A 20,273-nucleotide genomic window follows, 5' to 3' on the forward strand; every position below is an offset into this window, starting at 1 on the left:
AGGGTTCAAGGGAAGAAGGGAGATAAGAAAGAAAAGGAGTGAAACAGATGCCAGAAGAACAGTTTGTACATTTCGAAGATGATGGATCGATCCCGAATAACCCAAGGCTGCCGGTGGTTATTTATCCAGGTGCATTCCAAACGAACCCAGAAGAAATCGAGGCGGCCTTTAACCGTAATGAATGGACCAATAGCTGGACAGACGGCGTTTTCAATTATCATCATTACCATAGCAATACACACGAAGTGCTGGGTGTACGATCAGGTTCAGCTACAATCCAGCTTGGCGGAGAACAAGGGAAGCCGTTCGATGTCAGAGTGGGGGATGTCATAGTTTTGCCTGCCGGAACCGGTCATAAATTGCTGGAGAGCACGGAAGATTTTCAAGTAGTCGGAGCTTATCCTGGCGGTCTCGAGCCCAATAAAAAATTGGGTGAGCAGGAGGAACGCCCCGATGTACTCGAAGAAATTTTAAACGCCCCATTGCCGCAGCTTGACCCAGTGCACGGAGAAGACGGCCCGCTGCTGTCAACTTGGTCATAAGAAAAGCGGAAACGGCCGTTTAGCCTCGACAAGCTTAAGACGGATTGCCGAAGCGGCGCTTTTTGCCGCACAGGCGAGACGGCTTAAGACCTCGAGAGGCTGGCCGTTGCAGCTGGACACAGAAAAGCGGAAAGAGCCGGTTAGCTTCGGCAGTCATAAGATGGACCACGAGGAGGCTGTTGCCGCCGCAGTGGGCCAGCTTATGGCCGAGAAGCTGGCGCTTGCAGCTGGACATAAGAAAAGCGGAAACGGCCGTTTAGCCTAACCGGACCAGAAAAAAACGCCTCTGACACAGGAAATGTCAGAGGCGTTTTCATGTATTATAGCGCATAGGAAGGGGCAAAAAACTCATTATATAATTCTTTCAAGATTTTCTGTTCGTCTTTTTGAAGGACGCCGAACACCAGGCTGACTTCGGAAGAGCCTTGGTTGATCATTTCGATATTAGCGCCCGTCCGTGAGATGGCTTCTGTTGCACGGGCAGCGAGCCCCGTTGTATACTTCATGCCTTCACCTACTAAAACCACCATCGAAAAGTTGCTGTTTAAGTGGACATCATCTGCATTCAATTCAGTTTTCACACGGCTGACAATGCGGAATTCTTTTTCGGGCGTCAATTGATGGCTCCGAATGATGACGGATAAGTTGTCGATACCGGACGGAATATGCTCATAAGAAACGTTTTCATCTTCGAGAATCTGCAGCAGCTTCCGGCCGAAGCCGACTTCCCGGTTCATCAAATATTTGCTGACGTATAAAGTGGAAAAGCCGCTGTCGGCTGAGATGCCAGTGACCGGGCGTTTGGAATAATCCCTCTCGGCTACAATCATCGTTCCTTGGGCTCCAGGATTATTTGTGTTTTTGATGCAGACGGGCACAGAAGCTTTAAAGGCCGGCATTAATGCTTCATCATGGAGGACAGCAAATCCTGCGTAAGACAATTCGCGCATTTCGCGGTAAGTCATCAGCTCAATTTCCGCAGGGTTTTCAACGATTCGCGGATTTGCTGCAAAGACACAATCCACATCTGTGAAGTTTTCGTAGAGATCCGCTCCAATGGCTGCCGCCAGGATGGAGCCGGTGATGTCAGATCCGCCGCGGTCGAATGTCCGCAGTTCTCCATCTTTTGTGAAGCCGAAAAATCCGGGGAAGACTGATATGGAGTTTTTGTAGCGCAAAGCCGACAAATTGTCATTTGAAACTGGCAGCGCTTGAACCCGCGCAGGTGCTTCGGTTACCACTAGCCCTGCATTTTTGGGGTTGATGTATTCGGCTTTCAGGCCGATAGCTGTCAAATAAGCTGCGACCAGTTTTGCGGAATTGTCTTCGCCGCTTGCTTTCAATTGGTCAAAAAACAAGGAAGGGTTTTCTTTGCTGAATGATAAACGGCCGGCAAGGTCAGCAGCTATAATCGCCATAATTTCGCTATCCAAGCCTAAGTCCGCTGCGATTTGTGCATAACGGTCTACTACTTTTTGGAGTGCAGGGACCGTATCCTGTCCTGCTAATGCCGCCTCGGCTAAATCGATGAGCAGATCGGTTACTTTTGTATCGCCATCGAAACGTTTCCCGGGAGCCGATACCACAATCACTTTTCGGGACGGATCTTCACGGATGATTGAGGCCACTTTTTTTAGTTGCTGAGCGTCTGCTACGGATGTTCCACCGAATTTACATACCTTCATCTTATCAAGTCCTATCTGTTAATAGTGAATTTAGGGTTGTGTTAAATTTTATATAATACTATAATGTCTCTATGTAGAAAACAACTGTATTTTCACAGTGTACACACCTTGGGAGGAATCGTCAATGAAAAATGAAATTTCAATCGGCTTGCTGGGACTGGGAACGGTAGGGACCGGTGTAGCTAAAATTCTGCAGCAGCATCAGCAGGATCTCCACCATAAACTAGGCGTACCTGTCACCATTAAAAAGGTGCTGGTCCGAAACCATAATAAGGAAAGATTATCGAGTTTGGATCCGAACGTGTTCACAACCGATATTCAGGAAATCTTGAATGATTCTTCCCTTGATATCATTGTCGAAGTCATGGGAGGCATTGACGGCGCAAAGAAAGCGATCGAAGAAGCGCTGAAGTCAGGCAAGCAAGTCGTGACAGCCAATAAAGACGTCATGGCAGAATACGGACATGAACTGTTAAAGCTTGCCGATGCAGAGAAATGTGATTTATTTTACGAAGCAAGTGTCGCAGGCGGCATTCCGATCATCCGGACGCTTGAGGATGGATTGGCTTCTGACCGAATTTCAAGTTTAATGGGGATTGTGAACGGAACAACGAATTTCATCTTAACGAAAATGAAAAAAGAGAAGATGAGCTACGAAGATGCACTCGCAGAAGCGACGAAGCTCGGTTATGCAGAAGCGGATCCTTCTTCTGATGTAGACGGAGTGGATGCAGCAAGGAAAATGGTCATTCTTTCTTCATTAGCTTATTCGACGGAAGTCCACTTGGACGATGTTTTGGTAAGAGGCATGAAGGAAATCCAGGATGGGGATCTTGAAATGGCTGAAAAATTCGGCTACACCATGAAAATGGTCGGATCTTCGAAAAAAGACGAAGAAGGCATCGAAGTTTCTGTAGAACCGATTTTCCTTGCCAATTCACATCCATTAGCTTCAGTCAATAATGAATTCAATGCGGTATACATATATGGCGATGCAGTCGGTGAAACCATGCTGTATGGCCCGGGGGCAGGTTCGCTGCCGACTGCGACTTCGGTTGTTTCGGATATCATTGCTGCTTGCCGCAATCTTCTAATGGAAGTCAACGGCAAACGCATGCATTCCGCACAGCATGAACGAGTCATTAAACCGGAAAACAGCCGGTACTCAAAATACTTCCACCGGCTGCTTGTAAATGACGAAGTAGGCGTTCTTTCAAAGCTAACTTCGATTTACAGCAAAAACAGTGCGAGCCTGCAATCCGTGATCCAAAATCCGGCAGGGCAGGAAGGCCAGGCGGAACTGATTTTATTGACGCATCAGATTTCGCGGCAGCAGCATTTGGATGTACTCAAAGATTTAGAAGGAACGGCAAGCGTCATCAGCCATTACCGCATTGAAGGGGAGGAAACAGCATGAGATGGCCAGGATTGATTGAACAATACAAAGAGTGGCTGCCGGTAAGCGAAGCGACGCCGGCACTGACATTGCAAGAAGGAAATACACCTTTGGTGCATTTGGAGAAATTATCCGAAGAATGGGGCATCAACTTATACGTGAAATTGGAAGGAGCCAATCCAACGGGTTCGTTTAAAGACCGCGGCATGGTGATGGCTGTGGCAAAAGCAAAAGAAGAAGGAAAAACAGTTCTTGTCTGTGCTTCTACCGGCAACACTTCCGCTTCTGCAGCGGCATACGGTGCAAGAGCCGGCATGCGCACCATCGTCGTTATTCCGGAAGGGCGTATTGCACTCGGCAAACTGGCTCAAGCCAAAATGTACGGAGCGGAAATTCTTGAAATCAAAGGCAATTTTGATGAAGCGCTGAAAATGGTTCGTGAAGTCGGACAGGAAGCAGGAATCGCTTTAGTGAATTCAGTCAATCCATATCGCTTGGAAGGGCAGAAGACGATCGCTTTTGAAGTCATCGATCAATTAGGGCAAGTGCCGGATATTTTCGCACTTCCGGTTGGAAATGCAGGGAATATCTCTGCCGCCTGGAAAGGCTTTAGTGAATACTCCGAGAAAAAAGGAGCAAAACGTCCGGTATTGCTAGGTGTTCAAGCAGCAGGCGCCGCGCCGATCGTCAATAATCACGTCGTGGAAAACCCGGAAACAGTAGCAACTGCTATCCGCATCGGCAATCCGGCCAGCTGGCAACTCGCTTTAAATGCACTGGATGAATCGAATGGGACGATACTCGCTGCCACAGACGAAGAAATCCTAGAGGCCTATCAACTCCTTGCCTCTACAGAAGGCGTTTTTGCAGAACCTGCTTCTTGTGCATCAATTGCCGGCATAAAGAAACAAGTCGAAAGCGGCATGATTGAAAAAGGATCGACGGTTGCAGCTGTACTGACTGGAAATGGATTGAAAGATCCGGAAACGGCCATTTCCGTAAACGAACATAAAGCGCAGCTGGTCCCTGAAGACATGGAACGTTTTTGGGAGGATCTGAAAAAAGGAGTGAAATTATGAAATGGAATGATTTCACTGTAACCGTTCCAGCTTCAACCGCAAATCTTGGTCCGGGCTTTGATTCGATTGGCCTGGCTCTTGACCTTCATATGACCATTCACGTTTCAGAAAATCCGGTTTGGATAGTGGAATATGCGGATGAAGAATATCGCCATCTTCCAAGCTCGTCAGACAACCTGATTGTGCAGACAGCTAAAAAAGTGGCGCAAAAATATGGGCAGCAATTGCCTTCAGCAAAATTGCTGATTGAGACTGATATTCCGTTAGGACGGGGGCTTGGCAGCAGCGCATCAGCAATTGCGGGTGGAATCGAGCTGGCCGATTGCCTGCTCGGACTAAAGATTCCGATGCAGGAAAAGGTGAGGATCGGCACCGAAATGGAGGGGCACCCCGATAATATTTCTGCCTCTTTGCTGGGCGGCGCAACGATTTCGTACGCAAATGGGGAAGAACTCGCTGTCGTACACGTACCCAAAGTGGATATTGGAATCATCATTTTAGTGCCGCAGGAAGTTTTTTTGACAAGTGAGTCCAGGGGCTTGCTTCCGGAAAAATTGGACTATAAGGAAGCGGTCAGCAGTAGTGCGGCTGCCAATGTCGTTTCTGCCGCGATTGCGAGGGGAGATTGGCAGACAGCAGGGCGCATGATGGAGAAAGACGAATTCCACGAGCCGTATCGAAAAGCAAAATTTCCTGGATTCGATGAAATTCGGTCCGTATGCAGAAAAGCCGGTGCTTATGGCGTGGCGATCAGCGGGGCCGGCCCGTCTCTTTTCGTCATGACGGAAAAGGGAAAAGAGCACAGGTTGAGCGAGATTTTAAGCAAGCAATTCACGCATTATGAATGCCTCTTAACTAAACCTTCTGAATCGGGGATCAAGTCCGTTCAGACCGTCCTATAACAAAAAGAAGGCCCAGGGGAATTTCCCCTGGACCTTCTTTTTTTATAATTTGATGGAAATGTATTTAGTTTCCACGAAGGCTTCGAGTCCTTCCTGGCCGCCTTCGCGGCCGATTCCGCTTTCTTTCATGCCGCCAAATGGCGCTTGAGCCGTTGAAGGAGAGCCATCGTTCCAGCCGACAATTCCATAATCCAGGTTTTCAGCAAGGTAAGTTCCGCGCGACATGCTGTCGGTGAAGAAATAGGCAGCTAAGCCAAAACGCGTGTCATTCGCCAGTTTGACCGCTTCTTCATCTTTCTCGAATGACATGATGGGAGCCACTGGCCCGAATGTTTCCTCGTTCATCACGAGCATATCGGAATTGGCATTCACCAAAACGGTCGGATTGTAGAAGTAGGCTTCATTTTCCGTTTTGCCATCGCCGCCAATCAACACTTTGGCACCTTTCGAAACGGCATCTTGTACATGTTTTTCCACTTTTTCATAGCCGTCTTTATCAACGAGCGGACCAATTGTTACGCCTTCTTCCAGTCCATTGCCGACTTTTAGTTTAGCAGTCGCTTCTTGAAGCATTTTTGAAAACTTGTCGACAATGTTTGATTGCACATAGATCCTGTTCCCGCATACACAAGTTTGCCCGGCATTGCGGAATTTCGAAGCCATCACGCCTTCGACAGCGAGTTCCAGGTCGGCATCATCCAGAACGATGATCGGCGCATGCCCTCCAAGTTCCAGAGACAAATTAATCATTGTTTCTGAACTTTGCTTCATCAGTTCTTTGCCGATTTCAGTGGATCCGGTAAAAGTCAGCTTCCGGACATCCGGATGGCTCGTGAAGACTTTGCCGATTTTGCTCGCACTTCCTGTGACCAAATTGATGACGCCTTTTGGAAATCCTGCTTCTTCCGCCAGTTCATAGATCCGAACAGCAGTAAGCGGCGTAAGTTTAGCCGGTTTTGCAACAAAGGTGCAGCCGGCTGCGAGAGCCGGGGCCATTTTGCGGGCCATCATGGCAGCCGGGAAGTTCCACGGCGTGATGGAAACCACAACGCCGACCGGCTGTTTATTGATTTGAATTCGCTTTCCTTCTTTGCTGGCGGGAATCGTCCGGCCATATAAACGTTTGCCTTCCTCTGCAAACCAGGAAATGAAAGAAGCGGAATACTCGATTTCACCGATTGCTTCAGCCAACGGTTTTCCCATTTCCTTTGTCAAGATTTCTCCGACTTCTTCTTTATGTTCAAGGAGCAGGTCATGCCATTTCATTAAAAGGTCTGCGCGTTCATAAACGGTCGTCTTCGACCAGCTGGGAAATGCAGCAGCTGCAGCTTCAATAGCTGCAGTTGCTTCCGCTTCTCCGCCGTTTGGCACCGTGCCCACTTGTTCGCCGGTAGCTGGATTCATGACCTGGATGACTTCATCGCCATATATAGTCCATTCGCCGTTGATATAATGTTTGCCTTCCATCGTTCCATTCCTCCTCTTATTCTTATGTACTCTAATTATATCTTTTACCTCTTACGGGATTGCTTTAAACAAAATCGTTTTCTTGGAATAAAAACGAAAAATGCTGAAAAAAAGAAAAAAGTTAAAAAATTTTTTTAATTTTTTGTAGGTGTCTACAATATGCAATATATAGCTGTTGGAATCGGTTTCATTTATCGAAAGAAGCCTCTCGATTTGTGCGTAATTTCATAATAGTCATTTTATTCTATTTATCTAATTTAAAAACTATGCTAATATTGCAACATTACTTTAACGGGGGAAAGGACGTCGTACTGGCCAGCGCGTACTTCCCTGATAAAGCGAGAGAAAATTATTTGGTTATGAGAAAGAGGAGGAAGCACAATGGCGCAAATGCTGGCTTTGGCAATAATGATTTTTATACTTTTTATCGGTGAAATGATTTCAATACGGACAAAAGCATGGATTCCGTCTATCTTTGTCAGCGGTGTGCTTTTCCTCATTGGCTACTGGACATTCTTTCCGGAAGACATTGTTTCGTTAGCGGGCGTGCCGCCGGTTGTGGCGACCATGCTTATCTACTTGCTGATTACGAATATGGGGACGCTATTGTCTCTTGAAGAATTGAAAAATCAATGGCGCACCATTTTAATTGCACTTTCTGGAATACTTGGAATTGTAGCGTTCTTATTTGCGATTGGCACGTTCCTTTTCGATTTTCAAACGGTCGTTGTAGCGATTCCGCCATTGGTGGGCGGATTGGTATCTGCCTTGATCATGTCTGAAGGGGCAACAGCTGCAGGTTTGCCGACATTGGCTGTTTTCGCAATCGTCATCTATGTTGTCCAAGGTTTCGCTGGATATCCTTTAACATCCATCATGCTGAAGCGTGAAGGGAAAATGCTGTTAAAGAAATACCGCAATAATGAATTGCCTGAGCAGAATTTAGTGGCATCTAAGAAAACGACTGAACCTGTAAAGCCTGTTAAAGAACCGAGAATGTTCGCAAGAATGCCTGAAAAATACAATACCGATTTCTTCAAATTCTTTAGATTATCGCTTGTAGCGTACTTGGCGTATTTGGTGTCTACTGTAGCTGCACCCGTAGTGGAAATCAGCCCATTCGTCCTTTGCCTTCTTTTCGGGGTCATAGCCCGTTCGGCCGGATTCTTGGAAAAACATCCATTGATGAAAGCAAACGGCTTTGGTTTTGCTATCATGGCCCTATTGCTATACATCTTTGATGGATTGAAAACAGCGACGCCAAGCATGATGCTTGAAATTTTGTATCCGTTGGTCAGCTGTATTGTCATCGGCGTGGCCGGCATGTATGTCTTCTCATTCTTTATGGGAAAAGTGCTGAAAGTGAGCAAAGAAATGGCATTTGCTGTTTCATTGACCGCCCTTTACGGTTTCCCGGCTGACTACATTATTACTAACGAAGTCATCAATTCTTTAACGAAGGATGAGAAAGAGCGCGAAGTATTGACTAGCCATATGCTGCCGCCAATGCTTGTCGCTGGATTTATCACCGTAACCATCGTATCCGTCATATTAGCGGGAATATTTGTCGGTTTCCTATAACCTGTATTTAAATAGAAGAAAGACTCTATCAATCAGTGGAGGAGAGTTTTTATGCTAAATGAAATCATCAAGAACGCCATCCAAGAAAACAATGAAGAAATGATCGAGATTAGAAGAAAACTGCATAGCGAACCGGAACTTTCGTGGGAAGAAGTAAAGACGTCTCAATTCGTCTACGATTATTTGACTGCGCTCGGCATCGAATGCAGAAAAACGGAACCGACAGGCGTGATCGGGAACTTAAAAGGCGGAAAAGACGGAAAGACCGTAGCGCTTCGAGCTGATATGGACGCTTTATCCGTAGAAGAGTTGAATACCGATCTTCCATATAAATCAAAAGAGCCTGGAAAAATGCATGCTTGCGGCCACGATTCCCATACGGCAATGCTATTGGCAGCTGCCAAAGCTTTAGCGGCGGTTAAAGACGAAATCCCAGGAACTGTCCGCTTTATCTTTCAGCCTGCAGAAGAAGTAGCGACCGGCGCTAAAGCAATGGTTGAACAAGGCGCGGTGGAAGCGGTCGATGAGGTTTTTGGCATTCATATTTGGTCACAGATTCCAACCGGGGCAGTTGCCTGCAACCCGGGACCGTCTTTTGCTTCTGCGGATATCTTCAAAGTCCACTTTAAAGGGCAAGGCGGACACGGGGCAATTCCAGAAGATTGCATCGATGCAGCAGTCATTGCTTCATCATTTGTGATGAACGTCCAGTCCGTTGTGTCACGCACCATTGATCCGCAGCAGCCGGCAGTTGTAACGATCGGGAAAATGATTGTGGGCACCCGCTTCAATATCATTGCGGAAAACGCTGAGATTGAAGGAACAGTCCGCTGCTTTGATGCTGCAACTCGGGACCACATCGAAAAACAGCTGGAAGTATATGCAGCCAATACAGCGGCGATCTACGGCGGAACTGCAACCGTTGAATATATTCGAGGAACTCAAGCGGTCATTAATGGAGAAGAAAGTGCCCTATTTGTTCAGCAAGTAGCCTCTGAAGCCTTTGGTGAAGCTTCTCTATATAAGGAAAAGCCAACGATGGGCGGGGAAGATTTTTCTTTTTATCTCGACGAAGTGCCAGGGAGCTTTGCTTTAGTGGGAAGCGGAAATGCAGAAAAAGATACAGAGTGGGCACATCACCACGGCAAGTTCAATATCGACGAAGAGGCTATGGCGACTGGAGCTGAATTATATGCCCAATATGCGTGGGCATACTTGACTAAATAGTAGAATAGGAGGCACAAATTTATGGCTTTGGAAAATCCGCTATTCGAAGAATTAATGAAAGACTTTGATAGCCGGTTGACGCATTCAGGGATAGACGGAGAAAGAGTGGCAAGCAGATTATACGAGCTGTCGCATATCGGCTATACCCAAATTGGCGGCGTAAAGCGGCCGGGATTTTCAGACGAAGAGAAAAAGGCTAAGTCGTTGGTGAAAAAATGGATGGTTGAAGCGGGTCTGGATGTCACAGAAGACGGAGCGGGCAACATTAGAGGCCGTCTTGCTGGGAAAAACTTAGAAGCGAAAGCGATTGCCTCCGGTTCTCATGTAGACAGTGTGCCGAATGGAGGGAACTTCGATGGACCTCTTGGCGTTTTATCCGCTTTGGAAATAGCTGAAGCATGGAAAGCAACAAATTACGTTCCAGAAAAGCCTTACGAAGTCATCGTTTTTTCAGATGAAGAAGGTTCCCGCTTCAACAGCGGCTTGAGCGGAAGCCGAGCGATGATCGGTGCGATCGACGATAAAGAAATAGAAGGGCTGCGTGATTACAATGGAGACAGCCTGGAACAAGTATTGACGCATTATGGCAGCAGCCTCCAACAATTCAAAGAAGCGAAACGAGATATTGAGGAATTGGAATTGTTTGTAGAAGTGCATATTGAGCAAGGCAAGAAATTGGAAAAAGCGGATCAGCCAGTAGGCATCGTAAGCGGAATTGCAGGGCCAGCTTGGCTGGAAGTCGAGTTTATAGGCGAAGCAGGCCATGCCGGCAATACCCCGATGATCGGGCGAAGAGATCCGCTGGTTGCGGCTGCTGACTTTATTCAACGGATTCCTGAATTTCCAGGAGAAATCAGTGAAACCGCTGTGGCAACAGTCGGCAAAATGGAAGTTCTTCCAAACGGCATCAATGTGATTCCAGAAAAAGTGGTGCTGCATGTGGATATCCGGGACATTTATGAAGAAACACGGGATGCTCTACTTAACCGCATTATCGAGGAAGCAGAGGACATTGCGAAGAATCGGGATATCCAGCTCGCGATTAAACAGAACACGAAGATAAAACCGGTGCCGATTGAACAAGAATTGCAAGCGCAACTCGCAGATTCTCTGAAGGAGTTCAGCATTGAACCCGCCTATATCCCAAGTGGGGCGGGACATGATGCCATGATATTAGGCCGCCACATTCCGGTCGCCATGCTATTTGTCAGAAGCAAAGACGGGATCAGCCACAATCCGAAAGAATGGTCATCCTTGAATGACTGTATTTACGGGATTCATGTGTTAAAAAACTTTATTGAAAAAAAGATGGGTGAAACCATTACAAATTCTAATTGAAATTAACTTGTTCAAATCCCGCTTTCAATGAAAAGCGGGATTTTTATTTTAAATAATACAAAAATTTAAACTTTGATGTCTATTTGATGGGAAACAGGGTATATATGTAAAAGAACAATAATAATAGTAAACTTCTGGGAGGCGATAAGATGGTATCTGCATTTAACCAAGTGTCTGATTCTCGTGCTTTTACGGAGCATAAGATCTTAAAGAGATCGAGAGATTGTTTCACAAACGAGTCTGAACGGATAGCTGATACAGGCGAAAAGTTTATGAAGTATTTTATCAAAAACGCTACAAATGAAGGAGTATTATTTAAGACCATCAAAGAGATCACGACTGAGATGAATACACCGCACCAAACATTAACCCGAGTTTTAAAAACTTTGGAAAACAAACAAATCATTTATCGCCGGAATGGCATCATCGGGCTATGGAAAGATTAAAATAAACTCCCTCTTCGAAAAAGAAGAGGGAGTTTATTTTGTTAAAAATGCTTTGAATGCCTCCAGCCTGAAAATATACGATGAATAGTTCATTGAGACTATTTAAAGCCCTTTAACTGTTTATTAAGTTGTTTTCAAAGTCTAAATGCTCAAAGGATAGAAAGAAAATTTCATTTTTTTTTGAAAAAGTGTGGATAGAACTAATATTTTATGATATAAATGAACTATAATTATCTGAATTTTTAGAAATAAACAATTATTAGTGATTCGAGACTACTCCCCTGTTCCAATCCTCTGCTCCAAAAGAGCAGCCGACTGAGCGAATTTCCAAACTTTAGCGGTACAAGTTAAGCTATTGTATCAAAAGTTCAAGGAAAGATTGGATTCTGCCCTCACCTCTCTTTTATCATTTTTCTGGTGGAACTTAGGTTGGATTGATTGGATAGAAGGCTGAAGAGAAGCGCTCCGCATAGAGATAAACGTGAACGGAAGAAAAAGACGAATTTTTTTAGTTGAAAACAGGGGTGAGGAGAATGTTTGAGGTTGTATCCATACATGACCATATGCGCTGGGAAAAGATACTGCATCTTTTTCAGGCATCCGATATCTATTACACAAGCCAATATTTTTTAAGCGCCATGAAACTGGATCCGGGAGAAGCGCTGATGTTTTACTATATCGATGAAGAAGGGGAAATCGCCTATCCTTTCATCAAGAGGGCGATTGAAGGACAATCTTCAGCTTATTTTGACATTACTACGCCTTTTGGCTATGGCGGTCCTTTAGTTAGAGCGGTCAAGAATATCCCGTTATTGATCCAAAACTTTCTTGCTGTCTTCTCAGAATATTGCCGGCAAGAAAATATCATTGTCGAATATATCCGTTTCCATCCGCTAAAAGGGAATGCCGAACTGTTTAAGGAACATTTAAACCTGCTGCCTATTTATGAGACCTTTACTCTTCAAATCGATCCCGGTTCAAAAACTTCCTCTGTTCAGTCAACCGAGCAATGGGAGAACGGCTTTGTCATAAAAAAGTTGGGAACAGTCCGGCATATGTTTGAGTTTCTGGTGCTCTATTATTCAGGTGTCAGGAGAAAAGAAGATGCGGACAGCTATTATTTTTTTACCAATGATTATTTTGAAGCACTCATTAGTTCCTTAGGTCCGAACCTGCATTTGTTTGGTGCTTATCACGAGAATAAATTGATTTCTGCTTCCTATGTGCTGACTTTGGGCGACACCATTTACCATCATCTTGAAGGGGATCTGGAAGAGCCTGAATCCTTGGATGCGACGAAAATGCTTCTAATGAAAATAGCAGAATGGGGAAGGGACAATTATTATCAATTCTTTCATCTTGGCGGTGACTATTCCGAAGACCAAGAAGAAAGGGCCAGCATAAAAGAAGAAATAAGCAATATGCCAGCTTCCATGTTTTATATTTGCAAGAAAGTGCACAATCGTTCGATCTATAAACAATTGATCTCTGAAGAAGAATCCGATGTAATAAAGCGCTATCGCAATTTATAGGAAAAAGAATGCCGGATATTCGAACGTCTATCTATTACGGGGGAGGGCCATTTATGAGATACTTGCAATATAAAGGATTAGTTGAACGGGAATATAAAAAGTCGTTGAGAAAAGTGATGCATGAATTATGTGTAGAAGAAGGGCTGACTGCATCCGAAGGCGCAAAAAAACTGGGGATCGCCAAGGAAGTTTTTTCCTATTGGCAGCGATATTACCGGTTGGAGCCGAGGCAGATGCTTTTTGACGAAACTGTTAATGGCCTGGAAAGCCTGCAAGAGCTGTATGCAGTTGATGCAGAAGCCGTGGATTTTTCAAAGCCGCTTCAATACGAAAAGGAAGAATCCATCAAAGGGCTGGAAGAATTGATCGAAAGAATGATTGGCTATTATAAGTTCCTTCATTACAAAACGGAAGGATTGGCAGCAGAGACAGCCAACTTGCCTTTGTATGAATTCAGCTATGGCGTCGTTGAACGTTATCGCAGCGGGGAGCTGCTCAGGGAAGTAAAAGAAAAGGCAGTTGCCGAAAAGTAAAATTAACGAGATAGGATTGAACCAGATGCAGCCGTTTACATTAAAAGCCATCGAACTGATTGCTCAGATTCCGAAAGGGAAAGTGATGACCTACGGGCAGATTGCTGCCTGTGCTGGAAGTCCAAGAGGCGCACGCCAGGTTGCGCGACTCCTCCACAGCATGAGCCGGAAGCATGGATTGCCTTGGCACCGGGTCATCAATGCCCAAGGGAAAATAGTGTTGCAGGACGAAGAATCCCGTTTTGCCCAGCTTCAGCTCCTTCAAGAAGAAGGCGTCGATGTGGCGCAGAATGGGATTGTCGATTTAGAGAGATATCGATACGATCCGCGGATATGACTTCGAACTTCTCTCTTAGCCAACGGCTTATCTATGTTTTATTTTTTAGCAGAAGGGGTAGAAATAGTACTGTGGCTTTTTACAAGAGAGGATTTTACGAATGAAAAATGAGCATAAACCCGTCATCGGGATTACAGCACGTGTAGAAAAAGATCAAATGTACACATTGGATCCGGTTTACGGAAAGGCAATCCTGCAAGCAGGAGGCTTGCCTTTAATCGTTCCGATTGTGGACGAAGAAGATATTCCCTTGCTTTGTGAACGATTGGACGGATTGATTGTGACGGGAGGCGGGGATATTAATCCGACGCTTTACGGAGAAGAACCGCATATCCGTTTAGGAGCTGTTTATCCAGGCAGTGACCAATACGAAAAAGAATTAATCTTGAATTTCCTCGAATTGGATAAACCTTTTATTGGCATGTGCCGAGGCATGCAAATGCTGAATGTTTCACTGGGCGGAACCATCTATCAGGATCTGGAAGCGCAATATGAAGGGACCTTGTACCAGCATAAGCAAATGGCTATGCGTACACACCGTACCCATTCCGTGACCCTCGAAGACGATAGCCGATTGATTAAAATCATGGAAGAAAAAACGTTTAACGTGAACTCGTTCCATCACCAAGGGATCAAAGATGTTTCGGACAAGCTGAAAGTTGCAGGGCGCGCAGCCGATGGATTAGTGGAAGCGCTGGAAAGCGAAAATCACCAGTTTGTGATGGGCATCCAGTGGCATCCCGAAGAATTTGCGCTGCAGGGCGATGAAGCTTCTAAAAAAATCTTTGAACGTTTCGTAAAAGAATGCAGAAAAGATAAAATGCAAAACCAGAAATAGAATCGAATCGTTAAAGTGAAAAGGCATGCGTCCGGTCGATACCGGGCGCATGCCTTTTCTTAGTTTCTTTTGGTCTTAATAAGTGTCGAACGTACGGGCATCGGGTATGGAAAAACGAATACAGGAGGTGAGAAGAATGAATCGGATTTTTAGCATATTGGTAATCATCACCGTGCCTTTAGCCATCATTGGTTCGTTTCTGGAATGGCCGAGTATCGTGATGTTTGTCCTCTGTTCCCTCAGCATTATCGCTTTATCCAGCTTTATGGGGCGTGCGACTGAAAGTTTAGCGATCGTCAGCGGGCCGCGTATTGGCGGTTTGTTAAATGCTACATTCGGCAATGCGGTAGAACTGATCATTTCCGTTTTTGCGCTGCAGGCGGGATTGGTTGGCGTCGTTCTAGCCTCTTTGACGGGATCTGTTCTTGGGAACCTTCTACTTGTGGGAGGGCTGTCTTTCTTCTTGGGAGGCATTAAATTCAAGAGACAGAAATTCAGCGTCCATGATGCTTCGCATAATTCGGGATTGTTGATATTTGCGGTTGTCGTCGCGTTTGTCATACCTGAAATTTTTTCGATGACCATGACGGATCGTGAAACCATTCAATTAAGCGCCGGCATTTCGATTATTATGATTCTGTTGTATTTAGCAGGATTAATTTTCAAATTGGTTACCCATAGAGGGGTATACACACATTCGGACGCCGATGTGGAAGAAGTGCGTGAAGAACCCGAATGGACGAAACCAAAAGCTATTATTATTTTATTTGCTGCCACGTTAGTGGTCGCTTTTATTTCAGAAAACCTCGTCCATACATTTGAAGAAGTCGGCGAACAATTCGGATGGTCTGAACTATTTATCGGTGTAATTGTGGTTGCCATTGTCGGCAATGCAGCAGAACATGCCTCAGCACTTATGATGGCAATGAAAAATAAAATGGATGTGGCAGTTGAAATTGCCATCGGCTCGACTTTGCAGGTAGCCATGTTCGTAGCGCCGGTGCTCGTGTTGCTTTCTTTGTTCATGCCTGTCCAGATGCCGCTGGTATTCACGATTCCTGAACTCGTCGCAATGATCACGGCAGTATTTCTTACGATTAACGCAACGAATGATGGAGAATCCAATTGGTTCGAAGGCTTGACCTTGCTGGCTGCTTATTTAATTATGGGCATCGGTTTTTATTTGCTGTAAATAATATGCGACTTTCGACATATTATCCCTGATCTTTAAGGAATCATGGTAAAATAAATACATTAAAAAAAGGCGGTGGTTTCCATAGGAACTATATCTTTAAATGACAAATACATTCAATCGTTTGTAGAAAAAGATGAACTGACGGCTTTACAAGATTTCGTTGAAAGCGCCCACAAAAAAATCCATGAAGGAACAGGAGCAGGTGCTGATTACCTTGGATGGCTGAACTGGCCCTCTACGATGGATGATGCAGAAGTTTCCCGCATTGAAGAAACGGCTTTAAAATTGAGCAAGGATGTCGATGTCCTGATTGTCATCGGAATTGGCGGCTCGTATTTGGGAGCCAAAGCAGTGCAGGACTTGTTGAGTCCGGCTTTCGGCCGCACAGGACTTGAAGTGGTGTATGCAGGCCAGCACATAAGCGGCAGATACTTGGAAGAATTGCTTGCTTATATTGAAGGCAAAAAAGTGGCGGTTAACGTAATTTCGAAGTCAGGTACAACAACAGAACCAGCCATCGCTTTCCGGAAACTGAAAGCGTGGATGTACGAAGCATACGGTGAACAGGAAGCTGCTAGCCGAATTATCGTAACAACGGATGAATCAGCTGGAGCCCTCCGGAAAACGGCGGATGAAGCAGGATATGTTTCTTTTGTCATTCCAGGTGACATTGGCGGACGCTATTCGGTATTGACTCCGGTAGGATTGCTGCCTTTGGCGGCGGCCGGCGTTGATATCCGCCAGTTGCTAAGCGGAGCAAAACAAGCAGAGGCGGACTTGATCTCTACGAATTTAGAGGAGAATGCAGCTTACGCTTATGCAGCTTACCGTCAAGTGTTAAATGCGCGCGGCTATTCGACAGAAGTCATGGCAAGTTTTGAACCGGCGATGGCTGGCATGAACGAATGGTGGAAGCAATTGTTTGGCGAAAGTGAAGGCAAGCAAGGAAAAGGAATTTTCCCGGCATCCGTCATTTATTCGACCGATCTGCATTCGCTTGGCCAATACTTGCAAAACGGCCGCCGCATGTTATTTGAAACGATGGTCAGCTTTACGGAAGACCAGCAGCAAAGCCAAATTCCTTTTGATGAAGAGGATGGGGATGGCTTGAACTATCTGGTGGATAAAACCTTGCATGAAGTGAATCAGCAAGCGCTGAATGCTACCGCCATGGCCCATCACGATGGAGGCGTGCCGATTCTGCAATTGGAGATTCCGAAACTAGATGCCCATCATACAGGATATTTGCTGTACTTCTTCATGAAAGCTTGTGCCATGAGCGCTTACCTTTCGGGCGTGAATCCATTCGATCAGCCGGGAGTAGAGCAGTACAAACAAAACATGTTCCAGCTTCTTGGCAAGCCCGGATACGAAAAATAAAAACAAGCAAAAAGCAGTTGCCTCATTTTGAAGGCAGCTGCTTTTTATGATTTATGAGAGATTATGCTTGGAATTTATCTTTTACAGACCAAGGTTCAGGAACGCGATGCTGCATAGCTACATCTTTACGAATAGACCAGGGTTCAGGGACACGATGCTGCATAGCTACATCTTTACGAATAGACCAGGGTTCAGGGACACGATGCTGCATAGCTACATCTTTACGAATAGACCAGGGTTCAGGAACACGGTGTTGCATAGCTACATCTTTGCGAATAGACCAAGGCTCCGGAACACGGTGTTGCATAGTGACGTCATTTTCGCTTGGATTGACGAAGGCAGTAGCAGAAAGACTTGTGAGAATTAGTGTTGAAGCCAAGACTAGTTTAGACAATTTCCTCATTGAATTCACTCCTATTTAATGGTAATAAGATTCTTATAAGCCAAACGTGAATTATTAAAGGCAAAAGACGAGTCTTTGTACCTTTCTTGATTATAGTATAGATTACCCAATAATCCATAATAATAACCAATTTCATAAAAATTATCATTTACACTTAAACTTGGCAAAAAAGTATTTACAACTAAGGATTCGAATTGATCATATTCGCCATTTAAATAATGGGACAAACAGAAGAATTCCATTATAGCCTCTTTAAAAGCATGATTAGTCGGCAAATTTAAATTAAGGTGCTTTTCAACTACTATTTCCTCGCCCTTCATTTGCCATTTAAGAGCTTCTTCAATATTTTCTAACTCTATATTACACTTTATTATTAAACAATAACTCAATAATATATCTGCAGTATATTCGGCGGGAACAAATTCCAATGCAGCAGTTACATGATGAATACTAGCTTCGAAATTTTGAAATAGAAAGTTCGAATAGCCTACATTAAATTCTGTAGTGAATCTCAAAATATCAATTTCAAGCTTTCTACCAATTGTTAATGCGTTTTTAAAATGTTCAGTAGCTATCTTGAAATTACCTATGCGCTGTTGGGTCATCGCTATATTTAAATGGCACTCTACAATACGCTTTGGAACAAATTCTTGCTGATATATTTTTAAAGCTAAATCTGTGTATTTAAAAGCTAATTCAGTTTCCCAACATTGAGAAGAAGAAATCCCAATAGAATAGTATAGATCTCCTAGCTCAGAAGGAGAAGTAGTAGAAGGTGCAATTTTTTCAGCCATCAGGTAAGTTTTCAAAGCTGTTTCATGGTCGTTTAAAATATAATGGTAGTTTCCGTTATATTTATGGAAAAGATAAAATTGCTCTTGATTCATGAATTCTTTGAAACGTTCCATCTCTTTTAACTTCAATTCTGCGGTATCTAAATCCCCTATAACGATAAAATACCGAATTTGTTGGATGCTATATTCTAATTCAATATCTTCATTCACATGCAGCAGTGGGTGATCTTTAATGTCGGAGTATTGCTCCATGATCTTCCCTTTATTCTGAGGGTGGACTAATGAAGATTTAAAATTTTTAACCAAAACTTTTCCGACTGGATTGTCTTTAGGAGCCAGTGGAATTTCGAGTTTTTTGCATAATGCTTCTAAGTCAGCCAAAGAAGGTTCTTTTAAACCGGATTCGATCTTTTTCAATTCCCTGGGAGAGAGGATACCGGAAGCAACTTCCTCTAAGCTGATTTTCTTCTTTAATCGATGATATTTCAGGCGCAGTCCAGTGTCCATTGATTCTCTCCTTTCCGTTTGAATGGGCAGAACTTCAAGCATCCATGTAGGAGAGTTTCTTTCCAGCTTTGACGTCGGTTCCGGGAAGTAGTGCATAGAAAGATTGTTAAGTACTATAGTTTCCGCCTCCACAACTTATATTATACGAAAATGCAATATCCTAAATCCATGATATCATCAATTTTCAAAATATACTGCCTTTTTAATACCTATTTTTTGTAAGTTAAATATAAAGGAAGAATGACCTAGGCAGAAAATTAGTAATTGGATGAAATGGTTAATATATCAAAAATCTTTTTCTCGGCTTTTATAATAACATATTAAATAAATATTAAAATGATTAATTTCGCATTACATAAATTAAAATAAAAAATTTTCTCATCGTTTATAGAGAAGAAATACCCGTAAAATATACCGTCTTGTTTAAGGTGTGGATGGGAAGGGGAAAGCAATAACAAATACATGGATGGAGGTTTTGAGGATGGCTACAGATAAAAGAGTATTAGCGGTTGTTTATTCTGAAAATGATTTGCTCCACAAACTTGAAGAACTCAAGAAAGATGGATATGAAGAAAAGGATCTCCACATTCTTGCAAAGGATTCAGATCGCCTGGACGGCCTTGAAGGCGGAACCGATCTGGATGTACAAAAAGCGGGTTCTTTTAAAGATAAATTCAAAGGTTTCATAACAGGTGAAGGCAGCGTGCTTGGTACGGTTAAATCTTTAGACCTTTCTAAGGAGGAAACCGAACGCTATACAGAGGATCTCGCGAAAGGCGGAATTTTAATCTATGCAGATGAACGAAAAGGCATTGAAGATGTTGTAGGCGAAAGCGCTTTTAAAGACCGGGAGGGAAATCCTGTGGAACCTTCACAAAATGAATTTGTGAATTCGGTGGATAATAATTTCGATGAGCAAGAAGACCGGTTTGCACGGGGAGAAACATTCCAGCAAGATCCGACGCTAATGAAAGATCCGCACCATGTGTCTTTCAGTACCCAACAAAAGCCGGAAATTGAAAAAGAGCGCGGATCGATGTCGACTGCTGAAAAACATTCATCCAGTGACAAAAAATACAAATAAGATTCCT

The 20,273-nt window shown here is 44.2% G+C and carries 20 protein-coding genes; 16 read left to right on the forward strand and 4 right to left on the reverse strand.

Going from position 1 to position 20,273, the window contains the following annotated elements:
• Positions 1–47: 47 nt before the first annotated feature.
• A complete protein-coding gene (locus tag BN1080_RS05340; protein ID WP_052650903.1) occupies positions 48–542 on the forward strand; it encodes a cupin domain-containing protein in 495 nt (164 codons plus the stop codon).
• Between the two features lie 106 nt (positions 543–648).
• Entirely contained in the window at positions 649–807 is a 159-nt protein-coding gene (locus BN1080_RS17185) for a hypothetical protein (protein WP_199876595.1), read from the forward strand.
• Positions 808–862: 55 nt separating this feature from the next.
• Here the strand turns inward: BN1080_RS17185 and BN1080_RS05345 are convergent, their stop codons facing one another.
• Positions 863–2,227 carry an aspartate kinase gene (locus tag BN1080_RS05345; RefSeq protein ID WP_052650904.1) on the reverse strand — a complete coding sequence of 455 codons (1,365 nt, stop codon included), beginning with the start codon at positions 2,225–2,227 and terminating at the stop codon, positions 863–865.
• 124 nt (positions 2,228–2,351) lie between these two features.
• On the opposite strand from BN1080_RS05345, the gene BN1080_RS05350 reads away from it, so the two are divergent.
• From BN1080_RS05350 to thrB, 3 genes are read left to right on the forward strand one after another with little or no spacing between them, the layout of a single operon-like run.
• On the forward strand, positions 2,352–3,644 hold the full coding sequence (locus BN1080_RS05350) for a homoserine dehydrogenase (protein ID WP_052650905.1): 1,293 nt from the start codon (positions 2,352–2,354) through the stop codon (positions 3,642–3,644).
• Positions 3,641–4,702 carry a threonine synthase gene (thrC, locus tag BN1080_RS05355; RefSeq protein ID WP_052650906.1) on the forward strand — a complete coding sequence of 354 codons (1,062 nt, stop codon included), beginning with the start codon at positions 3,641–3,643 and terminating at the stop codon, positions 4,700–4,702. Before BN1080_RS05350 ends, thrC begins: the two co-directional genes overlap by 4 nt.
• Positions 4,699–5,604: a homoserine kinase gene (gene thrB, locus BN1080_RS05360; protein ID WP_052650907.1), complete on the forward strand. Its 906-nt coding sequence runs from the start codon at positions 4,699–4,701 to the stop codon at positions 5,602–5,604. The genes thrC and thrB overlap by 4 nt, the downstream gene beginning before the upstream one ends.
• A 42-nt stretch (positions 5,605–5,646) precedes the next feature.
• Here the strand turns inward: thrB and BN1080_RS05365 are convergent, their stop codons facing one another.
• Entirely contained in the window at positions 5,647–7,071 is a 1,425-nt protein-coding gene (locus BN1080_RS05365) for an NAD-dependent succinate-semialdehyde dehydrogenase (RefSeq protein ID WP_052650908.1), read from the reverse strand.
• A gap of 381 nt (positions 7,072–7,452) precedes the next feature.
• Here BN1080_RS05365 and BN1080_RS05370 point away from each other — a divergent pair, with 381 nt between their 5' ends.
• From BN1080_RS05370 to BN1080_RS05415, 10 genes are all read left to right on the forward strand, one after another.
• A complete protein-coding gene (locus BN1080_RS05370; RefSeq protein ID WP_052650909.1) occupies positions 7,453–8,652 on the forward strand; it encodes a hypothetical protein in 1,200 nt (399 codons plus the stop codon).
• Positions 8,653–8,703: 51 nt separating this feature from the next.
• The gene (locus tag BN1080_RS05375; RefSeq protein ID WP_052650910.1) at positions 8,704–9,879 is read left to right on the forward strand and encodes an amidohydrolase; all 1,176 of its coding nucleotides are present in this window, start codon (positions 8,704–8,706) and stop codon (positions 9,877–9,879) included.
• 21 nt (positions 9,880–9,900) lie between these two features.
• Positions 9,901–11,217 carry a M20 family metallo-hydrolase gene (locus BN1080_RS05380; RefSeq protein ID WP_052650911.1) on the forward strand — a complete coding sequence of 439 codons (1,317 nt, stop codon included), beginning with the start codon at positions 9,901–9,903 and terminating at the stop codon, positions 11,215–11,217.
• A gap of 149 nt (positions 11,218–11,366) precedes the next feature.
• The gene (locus BN1080_RS05385; RefSeq protein ID WP_052650912.1) at positions 11,367–11,663 is read left to right on the forward strand and encodes a replication/maintenance protein RepL; all 297 of its coding nucleotides are present in this window, start codon (positions 11,367–11,369) and stop codon (positions 11,661–11,663) included.
• Positions 11,664–12,196: 533 nt separating this feature from the next.
• Positions 12,197–13,195, forward strand: coding sequence for a GNAT family N-acetyltransferase (locus tag BN1080_RS05390; RefSeq protein ID WP_052650913.1), 999 nt, complete (start codon positions 12,197–12,199; stop codon positions 13,193–13,195).
• Positions 13,196–13,248: 53 nt separating this feature from the next.
• A complete protein-coding gene (locus BN1080_RS05395; RefSeq protein WP_052650914.1) occupies positions 13,249–13,728 on the forward strand; it encodes a hypothetical protein in 480 nt (159 codons plus the stop codon).
• Between the two features lie 25 nt (positions 13,729–13,753).
• Positions 13,754–14,065, forward strand: a complete 312-nt coding sequence (locus tag BN1080_RS05400) for an MGMT family protein (protein WP_052654414.1) — start codon at positions 13,754–13,756, stop codon at positions 14,063–14,065.
• 100 nt (positions 14,066–14,165) lie between these two features.
• Positions 14,166–14,903 carry a gamma-glutamyl-gamma-aminobutyrate hydrolase family protein gene (locus BN1080_RS05405; RefSeq protein WP_052650915.1) on the forward strand — a complete coding sequence of 246 codons (738 nt, stop codon included), beginning with the start codon at positions 14,166–14,168 and terminating at the stop codon, positions 14,901–14,903.
• A gap of 106 nt (positions 14,904–15,009) precedes the next feature.
• Complete coding sequence (cax, locus tag BN1080_RS05410; protein WP_267882908.1) at positions 15,010–16,095, forward strand: calcium/proton exchanger; 1,086 nt, start codon at positions 15,010–15,012, stop codon at positions 16,093–16,095.
• A gap of 84 nt (positions 16,096–16,179) precedes the next feature.
• Positions 16,180–17,478, forward strand: a complete 1,299-nt coding sequence (locus BN1080_RS05415) for a glucose-6-phosphate isomerase (RefSeq protein WP_052654416.1) — start codon at positions 16,180–16,182, stop codon at positions 17,476–17,478.
• A gap of 61 nt (positions 17,479–17,539) precedes the next feature.
• On the opposite strand, the gene BN1080_RS05420 is transcribed toward BN1080_RS05415, so the two are convergent.
• Both BN1080_RS05420 and BN1080_RS05425 read right to left on the reverse strand, forming a co-directional pair.
• Positions 17,540–17,881, reverse strand: a complete 342-nt coding sequence (locus tag BN1080_RS05420) for a hypothetical protein (protein WP_052650917.1) — start codon at positions 17,879–17,881, stop codon at positions 17,540–17,542.
• 11 nt (positions 17,882–17,892) lie between these two features.
• Positions 17,893–19,182, reverse strand: a complete 1,290-nt coding sequence (locus BN1080_RS05425; protein WP_052650918.1) for a helix-turn-helix domain-containing protein — start codon at positions 19,180–19,182, stop codon at positions 17,893–17,895.
• Between the two features lie 481 nt (positions 19,183–19,663).
• Between BN1080_RS05425 and BN1080_RS05430 the strand changes: the two genes are divergently transcribed.
• Positions 19,664–20,266 carry a YflT domain-containing protein gene (locus BN1080_RS05430; RefSeq protein WP_052650919.1) on the forward strand — a complete coding sequence of 201 codons (603 nt, stop codon included), beginning with the start codon at positions 19,664–19,666 and terminating at the stop codon, positions 20,264–20,266.
• The last annotated feature ends 7 nt before the right edge of the window (positions 20,267–20,273 follow it).

Origin of the sequence: Planococcus massiliensis (assembly GCF_000821325.1) — a bacterium.
Lineage (GTDB): Bacteria > Bacillota > Bacilli > Bacillales_A > Planococcaceae > Planococcus > Planococcus ruber.

Bases quoted from the DNA above. Each gene is read 5' to 3' on its own strand.
- BN1080_RS05380 (WP_052650911.1), top strand. From the start codon at position 9,901: ATGGCTTTGGAAAATCCGCTATTCGAAGAATTAATGAAAGACTTTGAT.
- BN1080_RS05350 (WP_052650905.1), top strand. From the start codon at position 2,352: ATGAAAAATGAAATTTCAATCGGCTTGCTGGGACTGGGAACGGTAGGG.
- BN1080_RS05365 (WP_052650908.1), bottom strand. From the start codon at position 7,071: ATGGAAGGCAAACATTATATCAACGGCGAATGGACTATATATGGCGAT.
- cax (WP_267882908.1), top strand. From the start codon at position 15,010: ATGGAAAAACGAATACAGGAGGTGAGAAGAATGAATCGGATTTTTAGC.
- BN1080_RS05405 (WP_052650915.1), top strand. From the start codon at position 14,166: ATGAAAAATGAGCATAAACCCGTCATCGGGATTACAGCACGTGTAGAA.
- BN1080_RS05430 (WP_052650919.1), top strand. From the start codon at position 19,664: ATGGCTACAGATAAAAGAGTATTAGCGGTTGTTTATTCTGAAAATGAT.
- BN1080_RS05340 (WP_052650903.1), top strand. From the start codon at position 48: ATGCCAGAAGAACAGTTTGTACATTTCGAAGATGATGGATCGATCCCG.
- BN1080_RS05345 (WP_052650904.1), bottom strand. From the start codon at position 2,227: ATGAAGGTATGTAAATTCGGTGGAACATCCGTAGCAGACGCTCAGCAA.
- thrB (WP_052650907.1), top strand. From the start codon at position 4,699: ATGAAATGGAATGATTTCACTGTAACCGTTCCAGCTTCAACCGCAAAT.
- BN1080_RS05390 (WP_052650913.1), top strand. From the start codon at position 12,197: ATGTTTGAGGTTGTATCCATACATGACCATATGCGCTGGGAAAAGATA.
- BN1080_RS05400 (WP_052654414.1), top strand. From the start codon at position 13,754: ATGCAGCCGTTTACATTAAAAGCCATCGAACTGATTGCTCAGATTCCG.
- BN1080_RS05425 (WP_052650918.1), bottom strand. From the start codon at position 19,182: ATGGACACTGGACTGCGCCTGAAATATCATCGATTAAAGAAGAAAATC.
- BN1080_RS05375 (WP_052650910.1), top strand. From the start codon at position 8,704: ATGCTAAATGAAATCATCAAGAACGCCATCCAAGAAAACAATGAAGAA.
- BN1080_RS05395 (WP_052650914.1), top strand. From the start codon at position 13,249: ATGAGATACTTGCAATATAAAGGATTAGTTGAACGGGAATATAAAAAG.
- BN1080_RS05370 (WP_052650909.1), top strand. From the start codon at position 7,453: ATGGCGCAAATGCTGGCTTTGGCAATAATGATTTTTATACTTTTTATC.
- thrC (WP_052650906.1), top strand. From the start codon at position 3,641: ATGAGATGGCCAGGATTGATTGAACAATACAAAGAGTGGCTGCCGGTA.
- BN1080_RS05420 (WP_052650917.1), bottom strand. From the start codon at position 17,881: ATGAGGAAATTGTCTAAACTAGTCTTGGCTTCAACACTAATTCTCACA.
- BN1080_RS05385 (WP_052650912.1), top strand. From the start codon at position 11,367: ATGGTATCTGCATTTAACCAAGTGTCTGATTCTCGTGCTTTTACGGAG.